Raw genomic sequence first — 23,290 nt, 5'->3', positions numbered from 1 at the left:
GCCAGACTTTTTCCCGAACGATCAGTGAGCAGACGAAAGAAGAAGTCGTCTACGACGTGGTGACCGACTACGAGGAGCTTATGAACCTTGTGATGGCGTGAAGGCGAAGCCTTACGGCGCGAGGCACGCAAGGGGGATGACGAACACATCGTCATCGCGCCTGTAGGCGGTCGCAGTGCCAGTGACGACTGCGAGGAACGAGGGGGCGCCCATGCGCTTCGAGTCCACGCGGTCGGACAATTTGCGCAGATTCGCAGCGGCAGCATCAAGATGCAATGAACCAAGCTTCACCTCAATGAGGGCCCACCGCCCATCGGCGAGAACGAGGACGATATCCGCTTCAAGACCGGTTTTGTCTCGATAATGATAGGCCGTGCCATCGATCGCCTCGGCATAGGTTCTCAGGTCGCGCACGCACAAGGATTCAAAGTGCAAGCCGAAGATCTCAAAATCTCCCAAGAGGTCTCGCGGCGAGGCCCTCATCACTGCGAGTCCGATCGACGGGTCTACGAAATGACGAGTCGGAGTAGTCCTGATGACCGTTCGAGACCGTAGTGCCGGCGCCCACGCTTCCAAATCCTCAATGACGAAGGAGCGGGTGAGAGCATCAAGATAATCGGTGACCGTTCCGGGGGACGCGGCATCATCATGCGCCGCGAGGTCTGCGCTGATCGTTGATATCGATGCTTGAGTCGATACATGTCGGGCGTATGCACGCATGAGTGCCCGCATGCGTGTCTCGTTGCGCCGAACACCGTCCATTCGCGACACATCTGACGAGATAAGCCCATCAACGTAAGCATGGGGGAGGCGCAGCGCCTGGTCAGGGTTTTGAGCGGTGACGGCGACGGGCCAGCCGCCCCGGCACATCACGCGAGCGATTCCGTCGACATCAAGTGGGGAGACGGCTCCGATATCAACGGCTCCGTCGAACAATGAAGCCAGTGACACCTGTCCGTTCGATTCCTTCGATTCAAAGAGGGACATCGTTCGCATACTGAAGCGCTCGATACGTCCGACGCCAGAGTGTGCTCCCTGGACAGTTGGTGTAGAAGAACCGGTGAGGATGAATTGACCGGGCAACCCGCGTTGGTCGACGGTGAAGCGAACAGCATCCCACAGCTGAGGCGCCATTTGCCATTCATCGATGAGCCGAGGTGTGGCCCCCTCGAGGAGAGACGAAGGCTTAGAGTCGGCGAGTGCGAGATACTGGCGTTGATGGTCTGGGTCTTGCATGTAGAGGAGTGAGGCTGCAGCGCGGGAGCCTGTTGCTGTCTTCCCGCACCATTTCGGACCTCGGATCTGCACGGCACCGCTGCTTGCGAGAGCCTTCGCGAGGATGCCATCGGCAATGCGCGGAAGATAAGTCTTAACCATGGGTCTAAGGTAGGGCAGATTCATTGTGATTGCAATGAAAAACCCGTGTTCATTGGGCAAGTTGGCTGGTTTCTATTGGGTAAGTTGGCCGGATTTGGTTGGTGAAGTTGGACGAATTGGGGGTCGCAGTCCCGCTCTGAGGGTGGGTGCTGGATCCCTCGGTGGGCACAAGTCGGACGAGAAGAGGGGAAATGGTGTGAATCCCGGCTTGTGACCTGGGCAAATGCGATCGTTTGCCGGGGAGAAGGGCCGTGAGGGTCCGACTTGTGGCTGTAAGGCGCACAGGTGCGGTGCCAAGCCTTGGGAGCGTGCATCTCGCGTCAGGCACCCACGCACCCGGGCGGTGAGCCATGATGCAGCGTGCCGGGATAGAATCGGCTTTCGCGTCCCGGGACCCCGGGAAAGATTCCGGGAGGAACGAATGGCAAACGAGCACCCCGCATTTTTCGGTGACGACCAGCAGCAGAGCAAGAAGACGGATGCTCATGAGCACCGCGAGCAGCACCAGCACGACGAGTACCACGAGGACCTGCCCGGCACCATCCCCGCTGATCTCCTCCCGTACCTCGAAGAGGCCGACGCTCCCGACGAACTCGCCCTCACCGACATCACTGGCATGGACGGGATGAATGCGGATCCCGAGGCTGAACGCGCCGCCGCACTGCGCGTCCTCGTCGAACAATCCCTCCTACTCGGACCCGACCCCTCCATCCTCGCCGAGATCGAAGACGGCGACTACGACAATGAGTTCGCCTCCGACGCCGCCGACGAAGAAGCCGAACGCCCTGAACACGCAGCATCCCTCGACCGAGCCGCGAACAGTGTCGCCCTCGACGAGCAGGTCGGCACCATCTACCGCCAGATCGTCGCCCGCGCGCCCGAACACTCGGTCCAGCCCTCCACCGAGCGGGTCCGCGCAGTCCTCGACATCCTCGGCGACCCCCAGAACGCCTACCCGGCCATCCACATCACGGGGACCAATGGCAAGACCTCCACAGCCCGGATCATCGACTCCCTGCTCACCGCCTTCGGCATGAAGACCGGCAGGTTCACCTCCCCGCACCTGCTCGACGCTCGCGAGCGCATCAGCATCGAAGGCGCCCCCATCAGTCGCGAGGGATTCATCGCCGCATGGCAGGATATCGCACCCTATATCGACATGGTCGATGAGCACTCCGCAGCCGAGGGCGGGCCGCGCCTGTCCTTCTTCGAAGTCTTCACCGTCATGGCCTTCGCGGCCTTCGCCGACTACCCGGTCGACGCGGCCGTCGTGGAAGTCGGAATGGGCGGGCTATGGGATGCGACGAACGTTTTCGACGCGGGGGTGAGCGTGATCATGCCGATCGATCGCGACCACCAGTCGTGGTTGGGCTCCGACATCGCCGAAATCGCGATGGAGAAGGCGGGCATCATCAAACCCGGCCAGATCGTCGTGATCGCCGACCAACCCGACGAGGCTCTCGACATCCTCCTTGCGCGCGCGCGCGAAGTCGACGCCGTCGTCCGTCTCGAAGGACGCGATTTCGAGGTCCTCGACCGCCAGATGGGCGTGGGCGGTCAGCTCGTCACCATCCGCACCCCCGCAGCCGTATACGAGGACGTCTTCGTCCCCCTCTTCGGCGAGCACCAGGCGCACAATGCCGCAGCCGCCCTCGTCGCCGTCGAAGCATTCATGGGAGGGCGCGAACTCGACGGGGGCATCGTCGAACGCGGCATGATGGCGGCGACCTCACCCGGGCGCCTCCAGGTCGTCCGCCATTCGCCGACGATCATCGCCGACGCCGCGCACAACCCTGCCGGAGCCCGGGTATTGGCCCGCGCCCTTGACGAGTCCTTCCCCTTCGCGCACACCGTTGGCGTCTACTCGGCGATGGCGGACAAGGACATCGAATCAGTGCTCGCCGAAATGGAGCCGCACCTCGATTCGATCGTCGTCACGCAGATGCCGGGGGATAGGGCCGCCGATGTCCGCGAGCTGCAGCGGATCGCCGCCGATGTCTTCGGCGAGGACCGGGTCGACGCATGCGAATCCCTTGCGGACGCGGTGGACCTGGCGGCCCAGCTCGCCGAGGCAACGACGGACCCCGCGGATAAGGCCGGCGTCATCGTCTTCGGGTCGGTTGTTCTCGCAGGTCATCTGCTATCTTTGGCCGGAAAGCAGGCGGAGTGACTGCACACCCTTCCAAATGAGTGGTTGAACGTGCACCGAGGTGGCACCATTGGTCGTGGCAGACCACGCACCGATGCAAGGAGGCACCATGAAGAAGCTGGTCAACGACGTTCACAGCGTTGTGAAGGAAACGCTGGAAGGATTCGCACTCGCACACGCCGACATCGTCGACGTCCACCTCGACCCCGACTACGTCACCCGCAAGAACCCGAAGGCCGACGGCAAGGTCGGCATCATCTCCGGCGGGGGCTCTGGCCACGAACCCCTCCACGCGGGCTTCGTCGGAGAGGGCATGCTCGACGCCGCCGTCCCCGGCGCCGTCTTCACCTCGCCGACCCCCGACCCGATTCTCGAAGCGACGAAGGCCGCCGACCACGGCGCGGGCGTCCTCCACATCGTGAAGAACTACACGGGCGACGTCCTCAACTTCGAAACCGCAGCCGAAATGGCGGAGATGGACGACATCGAAGTGCGCAGCGTCGTCGTCAATGACGACGTCGCCGTCGAGGACTCGCTGTACACTGCGGGGCGCCGGGGCGTCGCCGGCACGATCTTCGTCGAGAAAATCGCAGGAGCCGCCGCTGAACGCGGAGACGACCTCGACGCGGTGACCGCCGTCGCCGAGCACGTCAACTCCCAAATGCGCTCCATGGGCCTGGCCCTCGGACCCTGCACGGTGCCCCACGCGGGCAAGCCGTCCTTCGACCTCGGTGAGGACGAGATTGAACTGGGCATCGGCATCCACGGAGAACCCGGATACCGGCGCGGCGCCATGGAGAGTGCGGACGCCCTCATTGAAGAGCTCTACACGAAGGTCCGCGACGATCTCGGTCTCACGGCGGGAGAGCGCGTCATCACCCTCGTCAACGGCATGGGCGGCACGCCCTCCTCTGAGCTGTACATCTGCCACCGCCGACTCGCCCAGCTGCTCGCGGCGGACGGCGTGGAGATCGTTCGCGCCCTCGTCGGCGACTACGTTACCAGCCTGGAGATGCCCGGCGTCTCAGTGACGCTGCTGCGCGTCGACGATGAGCTGCTCGATCTGTTCGACGCGCCGGTGAACACCCCGGCCTGGAAGTGAGGACGCAGATGGCTCTGGATGCCGCATGGGCGATGCGCTGGATGGAACTGACCCGACAGGCGATTGCCGAGCAGCGCGAATACCTCATCGACCTCGATCGTCAAATCGGGGACGGCGACCACGGCGAGAATCTCGACAGGGGGTTCGCGCAGGTCATGGCCGCATTGGAGGCGGGTGGCGCGTCAAGCGTCCAAGACGTCCTGAAAGTCACGGCGAAGACCCTCATGTCGACGGTCGGCGGCGCGGCGGGCCCCCTGTACGGGACCGCGTTCCTGCGAGCGGCGAAGGCCGCCGGAAGCGAGGGCCTGACATCGCAGAGCCTCGCCGCGCTCATCACCGCCGCGCTCGAGGGCATTCAGGCGCGCGGCAAGGCGACCAGGGGTGAGAAGACCATGGTCGATGCGTGGGGCCCGGCATCCGACGCCGCCGCTGAGGCTGCTGAGGCGGGCGCCGAGCCCATCGCCGTCCTCGCCGCAGCGGCCGAGGCGGCAGCCGCGGGCGCAGCCGCGACAGAGCCCCTCCAGGCGACGAAGGGACGCGCCTCTTACCTGGGCGAGCGGTCGAAGGGCCACCTCGACCCGGGGGCGGTCTCCTCCTCCCTCATCCTCGCTCAGGCACTCGTCGCAGCAGAGGAGTCCTGATGGTGCGCGTCGCACTTGTCGTTGCATCCCATTCGGATCTTCTGGCCCGCGGGGTCGTCGAGCTTGCGGGCCAGATGGCCCCGGATGTGCGCTTCGAGGCCGCAGGCGGCACCGACGAGGGCGGAATCGGAACCTCCTTCGACCGTATCGATGCCGCCGTCACCACAGCCCTGGAATCCGTTGACGACGAGGAGGGGGCGGGCGTCGTGATCCTCACGGATCTCGGGTCCGCGACGATGACCGTCGAATCCGTCCTCGACTTCGCCGACGACCCGGATCGACTGCGCTTCATCGACGCGCCCCTCGTCGAGGGGGCGGTCGCCGCCGCGGTGCGCGCGCAAGTCGGGGACAGCCTCGACGAGGTCGCGGCCGCGGCCCGGGGCGTCGGCGCCCACTACGTCGATGGCGGGACAGCGGACGCCCCCGATGTGGTTACCCCCGACGCGCTTCCCTCTGATGCGGACGCCTCCGATGAGGCCGAATCCGAGCCCGAGGAGTTCTTGGAGGCAACAGCGGTCATCGCGGATCCGGTGGGCATGCACGCCAGGCCCGCCGCCCTCCTCGCCCGCCTCGCGGGCAGCTTCGACGCCGAGGTCAGCGCCAATGGCGTCGACGCCGCTTCCCTCCTTGAGATCATGACGCTCGGCCTCGTGCAGGGCGACACGGTGCATCTGCGTGCGAGCGGCCCGCAGGCTCAAGAGGCTCTCGACGCCCTCGTTGATCAGATCGAGGGGCGCTGAGCGCGCGTCACCGATGGACCTCTCGGCGCGATCGTGTGCACATGTGTCATGCACGATGCGCGCCGACATCATTTCAGGCATGATGTTCGTGCGATGCCGTCAATGTGGAAGGTGCGACTATGTCGACTCCAGCGCTCCTCGACCCGGACAAGGAACACACCCTCATCCTCGTCAAGCCCGATGGGTACGCCCGCCGTCTCACGGGTGAGATCCTGCGCCGCATCGAGGCGAAGGGCTATGTCATCGCGGGCTTGAAAGTGCTGCGGGCATCGACGGAGTTGCTTGCACAGCATTATGCGGAGCACAAGGATCGCGACTTCTTCCCCGGCCTCCTCGAATTCATGAGCTCCGGTCCTGTCGTCGCGATCGCCGTTGAGGGGAACCGCGTGGTCGAGGGCATGAGGATTCTCATGGGGACGACGAATCCGACGCTCGCGGCGCCCGGTACCATTCGCGGTGACCTCGGGCGCGACTGGGGGAGCGAGCACATGGAGAACATCGTCCACGGCTCCGACTCGCCCGCATCCGCCGCACGTGAGATCGCCCTGTGGTTCCCCGAGCTCACAGGGGAGTGACCCGCCCGCTCGTCGCAAGCCCGACCACGGCATGACGCCCGGCGGCGTGTGGCCGGGATATGCGCAGTTACCGCGTATCCTGGGACCGTGCACCTCAAGACCTTGTCGCTGCGGGGCTTCAAGTCCTTCGCGAGTGCGACGACGCTTCGCCTCGAACCTGGGATCACCTGTGTCGTCGGCCCCAATGGTTCGGGAAAGTCGAATGTCGTGGACGCCCTCGCGTGGGTCATGGGTGAACAGGGTGCGAAATCGCTGCGCGGCGGCAACATGTCGGATGTCATCTTCGCGGGTACATCGGGGCGAGCGGCCCTCGGACGCGCACAGGTCGACCTTACGATCGACAACTCCGACGGACTGCTGCCGATCGACTACACCGAGGTGACGATCAGCCGCACCCTCTTCCGAGGGGGCGGCTCCGAGTACGCGATCAATGGGACGCCCGCGCGTCTGCTCGACATTCAAGAACTGCTCTCCGACACCGGCATGGGTCGCCAGATGCACGTCATCGTCGGTCAGGGCCAGCTCGATGCGATTCTCGGTGCCACTCCCGACGAGCGGCGCGGCTTCATTGAAGAGGCCGCAGGCGTGCTCAAGCACCGCCGCCGCAAGGAGAGGGCGCTGAAGAAGCTCACCGATATGGATGCGAACCTCGTGCGCGTCCTCGACCTCACCCAGGAGATACATCGCCAGCTCGGGCCGCTCGCCCGACAGGCGAAAGCGGCCCGCAAGGCGTCAATCATCCAGGCGAGAGTGCGCGACGCGAAGGCGCGTCTGCTCGCCGACGACCTCGTCGTTGCCCGCGACCGCCTCCTCTCGCACAGCGCGAATGAATCGGTGCTCGCCCAGCGCCGTCAGCACCTCGACAACCAGATCTGCGCCGCCCGAGCGGCACTCGAGGAACTGGAGGAGTGCGAGAGGCAGTCCCTCCCATCACTCGAACGCGCCACCGAGCAGTGGCAGGAACTCACGACCCTGCACGGCAGGCTCCGCGGCACCCTCATGGCGGCAGGCGAGCGGGTCCGCAATCTCTCCTCACCGACTGCCGAGCCCAACGGGGACGACCCGGATGAACTCGACCAGCGCGCCCTCGACGCCGGGCGGGAAGAGGCCGCACTCCTCGAACGCGTAGAGGAGGCGCGCACCGCCCTCGCCGAAGCAACCCGCGCGAAGGAAGAGGCCGAACGCGCCGACGACGCCGCTGCCCGTGAACTGTCTCGCGTGAATCGAGTGATCGCCGACCACAGGGAGTCCGTCGCGCGCCTCACTGGTGACGTGTCCTCTGCCCAGTCGCGCCTCGACGCGGCGATCGTGGAGGCGGACCGGGCGCAGACTGCCTCCGTCGAAGCGCAGGAGAGGCTGGAGCGGGCGAAGGCGCAGGCCGATGAGGCGCCCATGCCCACCGAGGCGGACTCCGATGCCGCCAAGGCCCATGCGCGCGCAGTGCAGGCCCGCGACGAGGCGAGAGCCCGGGTCGATGAGCTTCTCGGCGCCGAACGCGAAGCGGGTGCCACGGCAGCGCATTGGCAGGCGAGAAGAGACGCCCTCGCCTCCATGCTCACCCCCGCCGACGACACGGCAGGACTGCTCGGGCATGACGGCGTCATCGGGCACGTCCCGACGCTCATGCGGGTCACGCCGGGGGATGAGAATGCGATCGCTGCGATCCTCGCCCACTTCGCGGACGCCGTCCTCATCGAAGACCTCACTGCCGCGATCGAACAGCTCGAGCGCAGCCACCGCGAAGGGAGTGGCCAACTGCGGATGCTGATCCGGGCAGAGAGCACTGTCGAGAGCGAACGGGGGAACCTCCCCCAGGGGCGCTGGGCGATCGACTCCATCACCGCGCAGGACGAGGTCGCGGGCGTCATCACCAGGATCCTCGACGGCGTGGTCATCGTCGATTCCCTCGACGCGGCGCACCTCCTGCTCGCCTCGGAGGGGGTGCACGCGGTCGCAACCTGCGAGGGCGATGTGCTGAGCGCGACCAGCGCCTCGGGCACCGGCACTCCCTCGGACTCAATGATCGCGATCCACGCCCAATTCGAGGAGGCCGTCGCGAAGGCGGAGGATGCCGAGCAGGCGATGCACCGCCTCGCCGATGGACTCACCGAGGCGAACACCGTCCTCGACGGTGCCGTCAGGGCGGCGAATGAGGCGCTACGCGAATTGCGCGCCGAGGACGCGGCGAAGGCGCGGCTCGCTCAGGACGCTGCGCGCGCACAGTCGGCCCTCCAAGCCGCACAGGCGGAGGCGCAGCGCGCCGTGACCAATGCACAGCGCGCCCGTGACCAGGTCGAATGGGCGACGCAGCGGGTCGAGGCCGCTCGCGCCCGCTTCGACGAGTCCGCCGGGACGGCACCGGCGGAGGACCTCGACACGGCGCAGGACAATGCGACGGGGGCACAGTCCCGGGCGCGTGACGCCCGCGAGGCGGAGACCCAGGCGAGACTGGGACTGCGGGCGATCGAAGAGCAATCCCGTCATATTCAATCCCGGGTCCGTCATCTGCGGTCCCAGGCCGCCAGGGAGAGGCAGGAGCGCCAGCGTTTCGCGGCACGAGAGGCGAAGCGCCTGCGCGATCTCGCGACGGCCCGCGATGCCGAACGTTGGGCGAAGGCGGCGCTGGAGGCCGCGGCGACTGCCCTTGAGGAGGCGGAACACACTCGCAGCCGTTTCGAGGCCGAGCGCTCCCGTGCAGCCGAACTCATCGTTGACGAGCGGCGCAGACTCGACGAATTCAACGAGGCACTGGCCGAGGTGACAGGGGAGTCGCAGCGCGATGAGATCGCTCGCACGCAGATGCAGCTGCGAGTCGAGGAATTCGAGCGGCGCAGCCTTGAGGAACTGTCTATCGAACCCGATGCTCTCATTGAAGAGTTCGGGCCCCACAATCTCATCCCGTCATTCCCGTCGGACCCTGACGATGAGGCGGATCCCGAGGCGGTCACCCCCTATGTGCGTTCCGAGCAGGAGGCGGCGCTGCGCACTGCGACGCGCGAACTCGAACGTCTGGGCCGTGTCAACCCGCTCGCCCTTGAAGAACACGACGCCCTGTCGAAGCGCCACGAGTTCCTCGTCTCCCAGGTGCAAGACCTCAAGAAGTCGAAGGCGGATCTATTGACAATCATCGCGGATGTCGATCGCCTCGTCGAAGAGGCCTTCACGTCGGCGTTCATCGACACTCGCGACCAGTTCATCCATACTTTCGACGTCCTCTTCCCGGGCGGTAAGGGGGATCTGGTGCTTACGGATCCCGACTCTCCGCTGACGACCGGTATTGAGATCGAAGCGAGGCCCGCGGGCAAGAAAGTCAAGCGCATGTCGCTGCTGTCAGGCGGGGAGCGCTCGCTTGCAGCGATCGCTTTCCTCGTGGCGATCTTCAAGGCGCGGCCTTCGCCCTTCTATGTGATGGACGAAGTCGAGGCCGCCCTCGATGACGTGAACCTGTCTCGCCTGCTCACGATTTTCACCGAGTTGCGCGAGGAATCCCAACTGATCGTCATCACCCACCAGAAGAGGACGATGGAGATCGCCGATGCCCTCTATGGGGTGACGATGCGCGATGGGGTGACGGCCGTCGTATCACAGCGCCTCGATGCGTGAGTGCGCGAGTACAGCTCGGCGCACGTGCATCCGCCCGATGAACTGCAAATGTGGGAAAGTGGTGACTACCCCAAAAGAACTGTTAACAGTTGTCAATAGTGGCTAGTATTGAATTCAGATCCGCTTCACCAGTCACCGTCGACGCGCACGCTCGCGCAACGCCGCGTGATCCGGATGGATCCGTTACGAATACCCGTTACCTCCCACAGCGAATGGAATGACATGAGCGAGAAGAACGTCTACATCGCCCGGCTGCTCACCGACACCGTCCACAAGGGTCTCGACGCCATTGAGGGCGTCGCCTTCGATATCGGCGAGGTCGCCCCACCCCCGCGCGACGAACTCCTCGCCAGGGTCGCGGGCAAGGACGCCGCGATCGTCACCCTCACCGAGCGCATCGACGAAGAGTTCTTCCTCGCAGCCGGCCCCGAGCTCACAGTCGTCGCCAATGTCGCCGTCGGATTCGACAACATCGACCTCGACGCGGCTAAGCGCCACGGCGTCATCATTACGAACACCCCCGGCGTCCTCGACGGCGCAACCGCCGACCACACATTCGCCCTCATCCTGGCGGCCTGCCGCCGCATCGTCGAAGCCGATCGCTTCCTCCACGAGGGCAATGAGTGGATCTGGGGCCCGCGCATGATGGTCGGACTCGACCTGTCGGCGGGTGCCACCCTCGGCATCATCGGATTCGGACGGATCGGACAGGCCGTCGCCAAACGCGCCGCCGCATTCGACATGAGGGTCATCGCCTCAGACGCGACCCGCTCAGTCGGCGACGTCGTCGCGGGCGTCGACATCGTCTCCCAGGAGGACCTGCTCGCCCAGTCGGATGTCGTGAGCCTGCACGTGCCGCTCCTCGAATCCACCCGTCATCTTATGAACGCTCAGACGATCGCGCAGATGAAAAAGGGCTCCTACCTCATCAACTGCGCGCGCGGCGGAGTCATCGACGAAGAGGCACTCATGGACGCCATCGATTCGGGCCACCTGCGCGGCGCCGGCATCGACACCTTCGAGGGCGAGCCGAATGTCAACCCGGAACTCTTCAAACGCGAGGCCATCGTCTGCACGCCCCACACGGCATCCGCCGGAGAGGCGACCCGTGACAACATGTGCCGACTCGCCGTCGACAATGTCATCGCCGTTCTCGGCGGGCGCGCGCCCCTCACCCCGGTTTCCTGATACAACACTCCTGTCGTACTGTGGCGCCTCCGGATGTGACATCCGGAGGCGCCGAGGCGATCAAGGAGGAGGGTCAGTCCACGTCTTCGAGGAGGAGGTGACGCTCATCGAGAAGCTCCACGCCCTGCTTGATGAAGGCCTCGATGTTGCGGTTTGCGTGATGAGCGCAGAAGTAGAGGCAGGAGCCCGACGACATCGTTGCGCGGACCCATGCACGGGCACCGCACTGATCGCAGCGGTCGGCGGCCGTCAACTGAGGAGTCGGAGTGTTCGCGGGGCGGACGAGAGTCGAAGCAGTCATGACTCCATCACACACCACCGATGCGTCGAACGCCCATCCGGAGGTGCCATGTTCACCGCTGGCGCAATTCGCCCCGGTCGATCCCGAACCATGGGATGTCTACATGCGCGCCCTCGGCGGGCCTGCACCGCAATTGCTGGACGCTCCCCCTAAAATATCGGGGTGACTCCACCAGCCTCCGACTACTCAGCGCGCCACCTGTCCGTCCTCGAAGGGCTCGAAGCGGTGCGCAAACGGCCCGGCATGTATATCGGCTCGACGGATCACCGCGGACTCATGCACTGCCTGTGGGAGATCATCGACAACGCCGTCGACGAGGCCCTCGAGGGTTACTGCGACACCATCGACGTGCGGCTGCACCCCGACCACTCGGCCTCGGTCGCAGATAACGGCCGCGGCGTTCCCGTCGACGAAGTCCCCGGGGTCGGGCTATCCGGCGTCGAAGTCGTCTACACGAAGCTCCATGCGGGCGGGAAGTTCGGAGGCGGCTCCTACGCCTCATCCGGCGGCCTCCACGGAGTCGGCGCCTCCGTCGTCAACGCCCTCTCGGCGCGCATGGATGTCCAAGTCGACCGGGGGGCGAAGACCTGGGAGATGTGCTTCAGGCGCGGAGAACCCGGCGAGTTCGACGACTCCGCGCAGCGCACCCCGAATTCTCCTTTTACGGCATTCACCGATTCCTCTCGCCTCAAAACCGTCAAGAGGGTTAAGAAGAGCGTCACAGGCACGAGGGTCCGTTTCTGGGCGGATTTCCAGATCTTCCCCTCGACGGAGGGATTCTCCTGGGAGGATCTGCTCGCACGCGCACGCCAGACCGCCTTCCTCGTCCCCGGACTCACCATCAACTGCTGGGACGAACGCGGCGGCGAGCCACTGCACGAGTCCTTCCGATTCGACGGGGGAGTCGTGGACTTCGCGAATTGGATCGCCTCCGACGGACCCGTCACCGACACCTGGCACATCACCGGAGAGGGAACCTTCACCGAAACCGTGCAGGCGCTCGACCCCGATTCCGGCCACCTCGCAGCGACCGAGGTGGAGCGCACATGCCAAGTCGACTGCGCCCTGCGCTGGGGCATCGGCTACGACACCCGCATCCGATCATTCGTCAATATCATCGCGACCCCCAAGGGGGGGACCCACGTCGCGGGCTTCGACCAGGCGGTTCTCAAGGTGCTGCGCGCTCACATCGACAAGAACTCACGAAAACTCAAAATCGGGGCGAAAGACGGGCGGCCCGAGAAAGAGGACGTCCAGGCGGGGATGACCGCCGTCATTACCGTGCGATTCCCCGAACCCCAATTCGAGGGGCAGACGAAGGAAGTCCTCGGAACCCCCCAGATCCGCGCCGTCATCGCCCGAGTCGTGTCCGAGTGGCTCGACAAGAAGTTCTCCTCCTCCAAGCGCGACGACAAGCAGCAGACATCGCTGCTCATGGAGAAGGTCGCAGGCGAAATGAAGGCGCGCGTGTCGGCGCGCATCCACAAGGAGATTTCCCGCAAGAAGAACGCCCTCGAAACCTCGTCGCTGCCCGCGAAACTCGCCGACTGCCGTCTCGAAGACGCCGTGCAGACCGAATTGTTCATCGTTGAGGGCGACTCGGCGCTGGGCACCGCTAAGGCGGCGCGCAACAGCCAGTACCAGGCACTGTTCCCCATACGCGGCAAGATCCTCAATGTGCAGAAGGCATCGACTGCGGACATGCTCGCCAACGCGGAATGCGCGAATATCATCCAAGTGATCGGTGCAGGCTCGGGAAGGACCTTCGACCTCGAACAAGCGCGCTACGGCAAAGTCGTCCTCATGACGGACGCCGATGTCGACGGCGCCCACATCCGTACGCTGCTCCTCACACTCTTCTTCCGCTACATGCGCCCCATGGTGGAGGCCGGACGCGTCTATGCGGCCGTGCCGCCCCTGCATCGCATCGACGTCATGGCGAGGGGCCGCAAGCCCCGCGAGTTTGTGTACACCTACTCCGAGGATGAGCTCCACCGGACGCTTGCGACACTGCGCAAACAGGGCCGCACCTGGAAAGAGCCGATCCAACGCTACAAGGGCCTGGGCGAAATGGACGCCGACCAGTTGGCGGAGACCACCATGGATCGCGCCCACCGCTCCTTGCGCCGGATCACATTGGCGGATGAGGAATCCCTCAGGGAGGCGGAGGAAGTTTTCGAATTGCTCATGGGCTCAACCGTCGGCCCACGGCGCGAATTCATCGTCGACGGATCAGCCGCCCTCGACAGGGAGCGCATCGACGCCTGAGGGCGCCCGGCGCACTCCTGACGGCAGTGTGCGACTTAAGGCCCGGGTACCCAGTATGATGGACGTCATGACTGGACTTGCGCAGCGACTATCCCCGCCCGCGTCCGTCGCCTATCCGGGGGTGCATCTGGGTTTGCGGTGGCGGCCCATCATCGCCTCCGACGCGCCCGCCGTATACGACCTCATCCGCTTCGTCGAAGCCGCGGACGACACGCATCAGCGTATCAGCGCCGATCATGTCGCCGACATGATCGAAGGGGAGAAGGGACGCGACTGGGTCGAGACCATCGTCGGCATTGACGCCGATCATCAGATCTGTGCAGTCGGAACAGTCCGAATCCTCAGAAGCATTGAAGAATCGGCGAATGCGGTTGTCAACGCCTATATCCTGCCCCATTGGCGAGGGCGCGGCCTGGGACGGGCGCTGCTGTATTGGCAAGATGGCCGCGCCCGGCAGATGCTCGTCGATGCCTTCGGTGCCGATGCCGACATCCCGGCCTCCATCTCGAATGTCGTCGATGCGCATATGACGGATCGGCGTAGACTCTATATCGCCGCAGGCTTCTACGCCACGCGCATCTTCCAGGTGATGTACCGCGATCTCGAGGGTTCCGAAACCCCCATGGCTCCGCGCGGCGACTACACGATCATCCCATGGGGGCAGGTCGATCCCTTCGACGTCAAAGACCTGCATATGAGGGTCTTCCGCGATCATTCCCTTCCCGACTTCCGTGCTTTCTGGTGGGACGAGGCCCTCGGAGAACTCGACCCGAGGTGGTCGTTCGCGGCCCTCGGCCCCGATGGCGATGTGATCGGGTATGCTCTGACGGCACGCCCCGCCGAGCGTTGGGCGTCGACGGGAAGAACTGAGGCGTATGTTGTTCTTCTTGGCGTCGACGCGCCCCATAGGGGACACTCGGTGTCGAGCGCACTGCTGAGTGCGGCCGTTGCGGCGGCGTCGGCGAGCGGTATCAGCCGCATCGGCCTCGACGTCGACACGAGGAGCGAATCGAATGCGCACAGCATTTACGAGCATCTCGGCTTCGTCGACGAAAGGGCAGAGGTTTACTACACGATTGAGCTATGAGGAAAGGGGAGGGGGAACACATGGATGATGCAGACCCCGTCGTAGGCGAAACCCCCCTGTCTGTGCGCGCAGCGGCACCACGAGAGGTCTCGGCCCCCGACAGTCATCACGGCATCGTCTGGCAGCCGCTCGAAGCCGCTCACCGCTACCTCATGGCATCACTCATCGCCCGCATTGAAGCGCAGGACAACCCCCCGTATCGGACCTCCGCCGATGAGGTCGCCGAGATGCTCGAGTCGAATCGCTCCTGGCGGGGTGTCTGCGCGATCGCGACGAAGGGCATCGCAGCGGGGCGGATGGTCGCCTTCGCGCAGGTCGTGATCCGTCAAAACGACCAGATCGAATGCATGTGCCAAGGAGGGGTCGACCCGTCCTTCCGCCGCATCGGATTGGGCGGATCCCTCGTCGAATGGCAAGAGGGCACAGCGCGTCAGATGCTCGCCGAAATTCCCTCAGCCGAGCGCGCCCTCATCTCCATGTATGTCGAAGCCGGACAAGACGACCTCGAGATGCAGCTCCAGGCCCGCGGATTCCACTGGGCGCGCACCTACTACGAGTTGCGCACCGAATTGACGGACATCCCCAAAGCACCCGAACTCAGACGCTATTTGAGTATTGAACCGTGGGCCTCCGAATGGGAGGAACCCGCCCGCCACGCCTCGAATCGCCTCTCCGAAATCGAATGGGGCCGCCCCCCGCTCACGAGAGAGCAATGGCTGATGGGGCGCACCGCTTTCGTCCCCGAATGGTCTTTCCTCGTCATTGACCGCACGGGGGACCGTCCCCGAGTCGGGGGCTTCCTCCTCGCCTCCCGCTACGTGCAGGACTGGGCGGCCCTCGGCTGGAAGGAGGGCTACATCGATCAGATGGGCGTCCTCGAGGAGTACCGCAATACCCACGCGGTCGACGCCCTCATCATCGCCTCGATGCGGGCGATGGCGCGCGACGGCATGGACCGCATTGGGGCGGGCCTCGGGTCGGCGAACCACTCGGGGGCCTTAGCCGTTTACGACTACTTGGGTTTCCGCACAGTGGGGCAGACCCGCTTGTACGCCCGTGACGTCTGAGCGGCCTCGCCCGGCGCCACTTGCGACTTTGGTCCTTATCTGCTCACTTCGTGGACGTTGACAGCGCTAACGACCATTATGTGAATCACTTCATGTTCTGGGATAAACGGCGCGGAACCGGTCAATAGCGCTGCTATTTGGTTGATAAGGTGAGTCAGGTCACAGGCGCCGGTGTTTGTTGTATGTCTACCATCACAGAAGAATCGCCCATGTTCTCACGAGGATTTCGATGCGCGAGTCCCCGCGCGTCCCGTCACTAATCGACACGGAGACATGTATGACCACGTCGTCTACATCGCAGTCAAAGACTTCGCCGCTTGTCATTCGAAGCGCTATTGTAGCCTCCCTGGGCGGACTGCTCTTCGGTTTTGACACCGCTGTCATTTCAGGCGCCGAAGAGAAACTCAAAGAACTCTACGCGCTTTCCTCCGTCGGAGAGGGCATGATCGTCGCCATCGCCACGATCGGCACGATCTTCGGAGCGATCATCGCGGGCCGCCTCGCCGACCGCCATGGGCGCAAGCCGATCCTCTTCTGCATCGGCGTCCTCTTCGGCGTCGGCGCGCTCGCCACTGCGTTGGCCCCGACGCCCACCCTGATCTCCGCTGCGGACGGCTCGATGACGGCTTCCTCAGCCTTCCCGATCACCTTCTTCATGGTCTTCCGCTTTTTGGGCGGCATCGGCGTGGGCATGTCCTCGGTCGTCGCCCCCATCTACACCGCGGAGATCGCCCCCGCGCGAGTGCGAGGGCGCCTGGTCGGCCTCGTCCAGTTCAACATCGTCTTCGGTATCCTCCTAGCCTACGCCTCCAACGCGATCATCCGCGAGATTGTCCACGAGGAAACCGCGTGGCGGTGGATGCTCGGCGTCATGGCCGTGCCCGCAGTCCTCTTCCTGATCTTCCTCATGTCCGTCCCCGAAACGCCGCGCTGGCTTTTCGCCCACAGGCGCGAGGACCAGGCGCGCGAGATCTCCGCCCGCCTCACGAACTCCGCGGAGGAGTCCGAGGAGCAGATGAAGGAGATCGCCGACCAGCTGGCCGAGGACCGCGCCGCCGGGCACGTCCCCTTCTTCACGCGCCGCTACCGCAAGGTCATTCTCATGGCCTTCTGCATCGCGATGTTCAACCAGCTTTCCGGCATCAACGCGATCCTCTACTATGCCCCCAAGGTCATGAGGCTCGCCGGCGGCGAGGCGATCTTCGGCGCGGCCTTCCCCTACATCGCCTCCGTGGTCGTCGGCCTCATGAACCTCATTGCGACGATGGCGGCCCTGACCGTCATCGACAAGCTCGGCCGCCGCCAGCTCATGATCGTCGGCTCCATTGGGTACCTGGTGTCCCTGGGCTTCCTCGCGGGCATGATGTTCGCCTACGAGGCGGGCGCGGTCACCGGCGCCGCCGCCGTGTGGCTGGTACTCATCGGCCTGCTCGGCTTCATCGCATCCCACGCCTTCGGCCAGGGCTCGGTGATCTGGGTGTTCATCTCAGAGATCTTCCCCAACCGCGTGCGCGGGCGCGGCCAGTCGCTGGGCTCCCTGACGCACTGGACTTTCGCCTTCATCACCACCTACGCCTTCCCCGTCCTCACCGACAGCCTCGGTGGCGGCTTCGCCTTCGGAATCTTCTTCCTGTGCATGGTCGGCCAGCTACTCTGGGTCCTGAAAGTCATGCCCGAGACCAAGGGCATTCCGCTGGAAGAAATGGAAGAGAAGCTGGGGTTGAGCGATGACTAGGATCCTCAACATCGGTGAAGCGCTCATTGATGAGATCAACCGTCCCAATACCGCGCCCGTCGAGGTCGTCGGCGGCTCGATGCTCAACGTGGCGGCGGGCCTGACCCGCCTGGGCCACGAGTCCGAGCTGGCCACGTGGTTCGGCCGCGACGAGCGCGGTGACAAGGTCCGCGCCCACGCCGAGGAGGCGGGCGTCACCCTGGTCGAGGGCTCCGACGGCGCCGAGTTCACGACGGTTGCCCACGCGACAATCGACGAGAAGGCGCGCGCCACCTACGAGTTCGACGTCTTGTGGGACGTGCCGGTCATCCCCAACCAGGACGGCGTCGGCCACATGCACACCGGGTCCTACGCGGCGACGTTCCAACCCGGGGGCGCGAAGGTGCTCGCCGCCGTCAAGCGGCAGGCCATCCACGGAACGGTCTCCTACGACCCGAATATCCGCCCGGCTCTGCTGGGCACCCCCGACGAGGTGCGCCCCCAGATCGAGGCCATCGTCGCCCTGTCCGACGTCGTCAAGGCGTCCGACGAGGACCTCGAGTGGCTTTACCCGGGCCGCCCGGTCGAGGAGATCATCCGCGAGTGGAGCCAGGCCGGACCCGCCCTAGTGCTGTGCACGCGGGGCCCCTGGGGGGGTGTACATCAAGACCGCTGCCGAGCGCGACATGCTGGTCGTGGATCCCCTAGACGTGGAACTGGTCGACACCGTCGGGGCGGGGGACTCGCTCATGGCGGGCCTCATCTCCGGCTTGGTCGATGCGGACCTGTTGGGTAGCGCGGAGGCGAAGCAGCGACTGCGCGAGGCGCGCTGGGCCGACCTGATGCCCGCCATCCACCGGGGGATCATCACCTCGGGGATCACGGTCTACCACGAGGGCGCGTACTCGCCCACGAAGGAGGAGGTGGCCGCCATCTTGGCGGTGAGCAAGAACCTGCGGGGCTGAAACATCCCCAGTGAGGGGGTGGGGTGGGCCGTGATCGGTCGCCCCGCCCCCTTTGCGCGCCCGCCCTTTCGCGCTCGCCGCTCGGTGCGATCAGTCAGCGACGCGTTGCCGAAGGGGTTTTCCAGCCGAGGCGGGCACGGTGCTTCAGCCCGGTGGCGTCCCTGGGTTTCGCCCACGAGGTGAGCCTCGGGTCGGCGAACCACTCGGGCGCCCTCGCCGTATATGACTACCTGGGGTTCACGACAGTCGGGCAGTCCCGCCTGTACGCCATGGAGATCTAGTCTCCGCGAACGGACGACACCCCTCAGCCCAAAGCTGCGATGGTGAAGACGATGGGGGAGCCGGAGGCGTCGCGGCGCTCGTCCTCTGAGGGAAGATCTACAGGAGAGCCATCCGCGGATGCGGCGCGAGCTGGGCGCGAGCCCACCCATGCGATGTCGAGCCGATCCTCGCCGCGCAGGAATCGCTGCACGCGGACGCCCCGACCGCCCCTGCCCTTCGACGGGTAGAGGGAGAAAGGTGTGACCTTCGCCGTCGTCTGCCCGGTTCCCGGCAGAGCGCCCTGCGCCGCTGCGACCGTGACGACCACAGCATCATCAATCGCGTCGACCACCCAAAAACCGATGACCTCAGCGCCGGGCGACAGTTTCATGCCCACCATGCCCGAGGCGGTGCGCCCCTGCGGGCGGACATTAGCAGCACTCGTGCGCAGCAGCTGAGCATCGGAGGAGATGAACACGAATTCACTGCGGTCGCTGCTCGGAGCACAGCCGACGAGGCGGTCGGAGGCCTCCAAGGAGATGATCTCCCACTCGTCGCGGGCGAGCACATCGGGCTTGAGGCGCTTGACGACGCCCTTCGTCGTCGCCATCGCCATGATGACATCGGATTCGGGGTCGAAGAGGCCGATGGCGGGCGAAGAAGTGTGCAGGAGCAGCGACGCCGGAGTCGCCCCCGCGAGGGAGAGCCCCGTATCGAAGCGCGGCAGCCCGGGCAGATCGACGACATCAAGGCGGTGGGCGAGACCATCCGCGGTGATGACGACGACCTGGGAGCGCGCCGTCGACGACAACTGCGCCCTCCACCCGTCGCTCTGGGCGCGCGGACCCGGTTCGAGGGGCTCTGCTCCGTCCACTCGTGCGAGACCGCCCGTAGCCGTCAAGACGACGATGCAGGGATCGTTGGGGATCTGAAGCTCCATGCCCTTGCCGGACTTCGACACCGACGGGAGGGCAGCGGCCAGTGGAGCCCCTGCCGAGGCGCTCTGCTCCACGCCCGTTGCCGACATCAAGAGAGTGCGCCGCGGCGTGCCCAAGCGCGCCGACACGTCGCGCAATTCGGAGACGACCAGGGAGCGCAGAGCGGCGGGATCGGAGAGGATCTCCTCCAAGTCCGCGATTCTGCGCTCCAACTCGTCCCTCTCGGATTCAAGTTCGATGCGGGAGAACTTCGTCAGGCGGCGCAAGCGTAATTCGAGGATGTGATTGGCTTGGACCTCGGACAGGTCGAAAGCCGTCATGAGGCGCGTTCTCGCCGTTTCGACATCGTCGGAGGAACGGATGATCGCGATGACGTCATCAATGTCGAGGACCGCGATGAGCAGACCTTCAACGAGGTGGAGACGGTCCCGGCACTTGCCGAGTCGGTGCTGCGAGCGCCTCGTCGTTACATCGAGACGGTGAGCGACGAAGACCTTGAGCATCTCCTTGAGCCCGAGGGTGCGCGGCTGGCCATCAACGAGGGCGACCGCATTGATGGAGAAGGAATCCTCCAGAGGCGTGCGCGCATAGAGATGTTGGAGGACGGCCTCCGGGCTGAATCCGTTCTTCACCTCGATGACGAGGCGGAGCCCGTGGATGCGGTCCGTGTAGTTCTGAACCGAGGAGATGCCTTTGAGGCGCCCTGCGTTGACATTCTCCTTGATCTTCTCGATGACCTTCTCGGGGCCCACCATGTAGGGCAACTCCGTGACGATCAGCCCCATCTTGCGGGCAGTGACCCTCTCGATTGAGACTTTTGCCCGGGTTTTGAATGCGCCGCGCCCCGTCTCATACGCCTCTTTGATACCGTCGAGGCCGACGATGACACCGCCCTCGGGCAGATCTGGGCCGGGTACGAAGCGCATGAGGTCCGCGGTCGTCGCCTGCGGGTGCTCAATGAGGTGGATGGAAGCGGCGATGGTCTCCGACAGGTTGTGGGGGGCGATATTGGTCGCCATGCCGACGGCGATGCCGGACGCCCCATTGACGAGCAGCTGCGGGAATGCTGCGGGCAGTACCTCGGGCTGCATGAACTGGTTGTCGTAGTTCGGCACGAAGTCGACGGTGTCCTCGTCGAGCCCCATCACGAGGTCGAGGGCCGCGGGCGCCATGCGCGCCTCCGTATAACGCGCGGCAGCGGGGCCGTCGTCGAGGGAGCCGAAGTTGCCGTGTCCGTCGACGAGGGGCACGCGCAGGTTGAAGGGCTGTGCGAGGCGGACGAGTGCCTCGTAGATGGCGGAGTCGCCGTGTGGGTGGAGCTTGCCCATCACCTCGCCGACGACGCGCTGGGACTTCACATGCCCCTTGTCCGGGCGCAGCCCCATCTGATCCATCTGGTAGAGGATGCGCCGCTGCACCGGTTTGAGGCCGTCGCGCGCATCCGGCAGGGCGCGCGCGTAGATGACGGACATCGCGTATTCGAGGAAGGATGCGCGCATCTCATTGGAGACATCGATTTCTGAGATGTTCTCGTCCTGATCGGGCAGGGGAGAGGTCCGGTCCTTCTGCGACATGAGCGGCATTATGTCGCTGATCCGCGCTCTATTTCGACTCCCACGCCGAAGGCGGGCACAATGAGGGGGTGAATACTTGGGATCGGATCGACCATACGGGCTTCTTTCCTCGGATAATCTCGACTGCTTTGCGCAGGGCGCTCGCCGGGATTGAACCCGTCGCATCAGTGTGCCAACTCGACGCCGCCTTCGATCACGGGTCGATGTTCCGTCACTTCACCCTCGCCGCGATTACCGATTCCGTCCTCGTACACATCCACGTCGACGAATTGGAGAACGTAGGAGCGAGCGTGGGAACCGCTGTCTACCCGATCTCCAAAGTGGGCGCGGTATCCACGATGGAGGTGTGGGACGAACCCGAGAGCGGGGGAACGCTCAGCGAACTCACCATGTCCGTCAACCTGGGCGGCATGAGCCGCACCGAGATCGAACCCGCCCACTGCGAGGATCCGAATTGTCAGGCGGACCACGGGTACTCCGCGACCTCCTTCCCCGATGACCTCAATATCCGCGTCTCCGCAGCCGCCGACGGCGCGGACCTCCTCGACGAGGCGAGACTCTTCGTCGACCACCTCACTCGACTCGTGAGCACTCATGTCTGAGACGCGCATGGCCGAGTGGATGGATCTTCCCTGCCCCGGCGATCCGCGGATCACTGACATCGTCGGTGCGGGACTTGCAGCAGTGGGCCTCCCCGGAGGCGACACCGCCGCGAAAGACCTTCTGAGGATCGAATCGACGGGCTCACAGCTGCTGATCATCCTCGTCGACGGGCTCGGCTACCACCCGCTGATCGACCATTTCGGACATGCGCCGACACTGAGGGCGATGCGCGACTCGATCGCATCGATCCACACGATCGCCCCGTCGACCACTGCCGCCGCCATCACATCACTGGGCACGGGACGCGAACCCGGGCTCACACGCATGGTCGGCTACTGCGTCGCGCGCGGGGATTCGGTGATGAACCTCCTCGCCTTCGAGGACGGGCCCGCGCCCGAGTCCTGGCAGGAGTGCCCCACGCATTTCGAGCGACTCAGCACTGCGGGCGTCGAATCGGCGGTCGTATCTCCGCCGACCTTCGCGGGCTCCGGATTGACGAGGGCGGCCCTGCGCGGCGCCCGCCACGTCGGCGCCTACTCGTGGGACCAGCGCTGCGGCGCCGCCCTCGACGAACTGCGAGCAGGCACCCGCGTCGTCTACCTGTACTGGTCGGATATCGATCATGAGGGCCACGGGCACGGAGTCCAGTCGACCCAGTGGGCCGATGCACTCGAAGAGTTCGATCGGGGGCTTGGGCAACTGCTGCGGCGCCTGCCCACCAGCGTGACAACCCTGCTCACCGCAGATCACGGGATGGTCGATGTATCGGGCTCGGACCTCGTTGATGTCGCATCGACTCCGGCTCTGCGCGAAGGCGTGCGCATCGTGGCGGGGGAGACCCGCGCCGCCCACATCCACGCCCTGCCCGACTGCGCCGAGGGGGTCGTCGACCGGTGGACCGAATTTCTCGGGGAGCGCGGCGCAGTGATCCCCCGGGGCGAACTGGCGCCCTTTCTCGGTGAGGGCCCCGGACTCGACGCCGTCGGAGACGCCCTCGTCTTCATGAGCGGGCGCTACGGCATCGTCGACTCGAGGACACAGAGCGACAAGGCGATTGCTATGCCCGGAGTCCACGGGTCGCTCACCCCCGAGGAGATGCGGATCCCCCTGGTCCAACTGAGCTGAGCGCGGAGGCTG

The 23,290-nt window shown here is 65.1% G+C and carries 17 protein-coding genes and 1 pseudogene; 15 read left to right on the top strand and 3 right to left on the bottom strand.

The genetic code is table 11. The features are described from left to right. Positions 1-111: 111 nt before the first annotated feature. Entirely contained in the window at positions 112-1,377 is a 1,266-nt protein-coding gene (locus tag BQ7471_RS01370) for an ATP-binding protein (protein ID WP_129583301.1), read from the bottom strand. 421 nt (positions 1,378-1,798) lie between these two features. On the opposite strand from BQ7471_RS01370, the gene BQ7471_RS01365 reads away from it, so the two are divergent. The 7 genes from BQ7471_RS01365 (at position 1,799) to BQ7471_RS01335 (ending at position 11,375) form a co-directional block, all read left to right on the top strand. Continuing rightward, positions 1,799-3,547, top strand: a complete 1,749-nt coding sequence (locus BQ7471_RS01365) for a bifunctional folylpolyglutamate synthase/dihydrofolate synthase (RefSeq protein WP_076463655.1) — start codon at positions 1,799-1,801, stop codon at positions 3,545-3,547. 88 nt (positions 3,548-3,635) lie between these two features. Continuing rightward, positions 3,636-4,628 (top strand): dihydroxyacetone kinase subunit DhaK, encoded by a 993-nt coding sequence (gene dhaK, locus BQ7471_RS01360; protein WP_076463654.1) that lies wholly within the window; start codon positions 3,636-3,638, stop codon positions 4,626-4,628. An 8-nt stretch (positions 4,629-4,636) separates the two neighbouring features. Continuing rightward, positions 4,637-5,269 (top strand): dihydroxyacetone kinase subunit DhaL, encoded by a 633-nt coding sequence (gene dhaL / locus BQ7471_RS01355; RefSeq protein WP_076463652.1) that lies wholly within the window; start codon positions 4,637-4,639, stop codon positions 5,267-5,269. Further along, entirely contained in the window at positions 5,269-6,009 is a 741-nt protein-coding gene (gene dhaM, locus BQ7471_RS01350) for a dihydroxyacetone kinase phosphoryl donor subunit DhaM (protein ID WP_205408230.1), read from the top strand. The genes dhaL and dhaM overlap by 1 nt, the downstream gene beginning before the upstream one ends. A gap of 119 nt (positions 6,010-6,128) precedes the next feature. Further along, the gene (gene ndk, locus BQ7471_RS01345; protein WP_076463649.1) at positions 6,129-6,584 is read left to right on the top strand and encodes a nucleoside-diphosphate kinase; all 456 of its coding nucleotides are present in this window, start codon (positions 6,129-6,131) and stop codon (positions 6,582-6,584) included. Positions 6,585-6,671: 87 nt separating this feature from the next. After that, positions 6,672-10,187, top strand: coding sequence for a chromosome segregation protein SMC (smc, locus tag BQ7471_RS01340; RefSeq protein WP_076463647.1), 3,516 nt, complete (start codon positions 6,672-6,674; stop codon positions 10,185-10,187). Between the two features lie 222 nt (positions 10,188-10,409). Then, complete coding sequence (locus BQ7471_RS01335; RefSeq protein ID WP_076463645.1) at positions 10,410-11,375, top strand: 2-hydroxyacid dehydrogenase; 966 nt, start codon at positions 10,410-10,412, stop codon at positions 11,373-11,375. Between the two features lie 73 nt (positions 11,376-11,448). Here BQ7471_RS01335 and BQ7471_RS01330 read toward each other — a convergent pair whose 3' ends face one another. Continuing rightward, the gene (locus BQ7471_RS01330; RefSeq protein ID WP_076463643.1) at positions 11,449-11,676 is read right to left on the bottom strand and encodes a DUF7455 domain-containing protein; all 228 of its coding nucleotides are present in this window, start codon (positions 11,674-11,676) and stop codon (positions 11,449-11,451) included. Between the two features lie 243 nt (positions 11,677-11,919). Here BQ7471_RS01330 and BQ7471_RS01325 point away from each other — a divergent pair, with 243 nt between their 5' ends. From BQ7471_RS01325 to BQ7471_RS11770, 6 genes and pseudogenes are all read left to right on the top strand, one after another. Beyond that, the gene (locus tag BQ7471_RS01325; RefSeq protein ID WP_235821221.1) at positions 11,920-13,944 is read left to right on the top strand and encodes a DNA gyrase/topoisomerase IV subunit B; all 2,025 of its coding nucleotides are present in this window, start codon (positions 11,920-11,922) and stop codon (positions 13,942-13,944) included. A gap of 148 nt (positions 13,945-14,092) precedes the next feature. Further along, entirely contained in the window at positions 14,093-15,031 is a 939-nt protein-coding gene (locus BQ7471_RS01320) for a GNAT family N-acetyltransferase (RefSeq protein ID WP_235821220.1), read from the top strand. A 20-nt stretch (positions 15,032-15,051) separates the two neighbouring features. After that, on the top strand, positions 15,052-16,098 hold the full coding sequence (locus BQ7471_RS01315; RefSeq protein ID WP_076464361.1) for an N-acetyltransferase: 1,047 nt from the start codon (positions 15,052-15,054) through the stop codon (positions 16,096-16,098). Between the two features lie 277 nt (positions 16,099-16,375). After that, a complete protein-coding gene (locus BQ7471_RS01310; RefSeq protein ID WP_076463639.1) occupies positions 16,376-17,833 on the top strand; it encodes a sugar porter family MFS transporter in 1,458 nt (485 codons plus the stop codon). Beyond that, positions 17,826-18,777 (top strand): annotated as a pseudogene (locus tag BQ7471_RS01305) (PfkB family carbohydrate kinase). Before BQ7471_RS01310 ends, BQ7471_RS01305 begins: the two are co-directional and overlap by 8 nt. A gap of 152 nt (positions 18,778-18,929) precedes the next feature. Further along, positions 18,930-19,058: a hypothetical protein gene (locus tag BQ7471_RS11770; RefSeq protein WP_268874450.1), complete on the top strand. Its 129-nt coding sequence runs from the start codon at positions 18,930-18,932 to the stop codon at positions 19,056-19,058. Positions 19,059-19,081: 23 nt separating this feature from the next. Here the strand turns inward: BQ7471_RS11770 and BQ7471_RS01300 are convergent, their stop codons facing one another. After that, entirely contained in the window at positions 19,082-21,559 is a 2,478-nt protein-coding gene (locus BQ7471_RS01300; RefSeq protein WP_407922671.1) for a DNA gyrase/topoisomerase IV subunit A, read from the bottom strand. Positions 21,560-21,618: 59 nt separating this feature from the next. Between BQ7471_RS01300 and BQ7471_RS01295 the strand changes: the two genes are divergently transcribed. Together BQ7471_RS01295 and BQ7471_RS01290 are read left to right on the top strand one after the other, a co-directional pair. Then, positions 21,619-22,152 carry a DUF5998 family protein gene (locus BQ7471_RS01295; protein WP_076463637.1) on the top strand — a complete coding sequence of 178 codons (534 nt, stop codon included), beginning with the start codon at positions 21,619-21,621 and terminating at the stop codon, positions 22,150-22,152. After that, positions 22,145-23,278: an alkaline phosphatase family protein gene (locus tag BQ7471_RS01290; RefSeq protein ID WP_076463636.1), complete on the top strand. Its 1,134-nt coding sequence runs from the start codon at positions 22,145-22,147 to the stop codon at positions 23,276-23,278. Before BQ7471_RS01295 ends, BQ7471_RS01290 begins: the two co-directional genes overlap by 8 nt. Positions 23,279-23,290: the final 12 nt, after the last annotated feature.

This window comes from Actinomyces mediterranea (assembly GCF_900155595.1).
Taxonomy (GTDB): Bacteria; Actinomycetota; Actinomycetes; order Actinomycetales; family Actinomycetaceae; genus Pauljensenia; species Pauljensenia mediterranea.
Note: the sequence above shows the minus strand (reverse complement) of the source record. Positions and strands in the feature narration are given on the sequence as shown.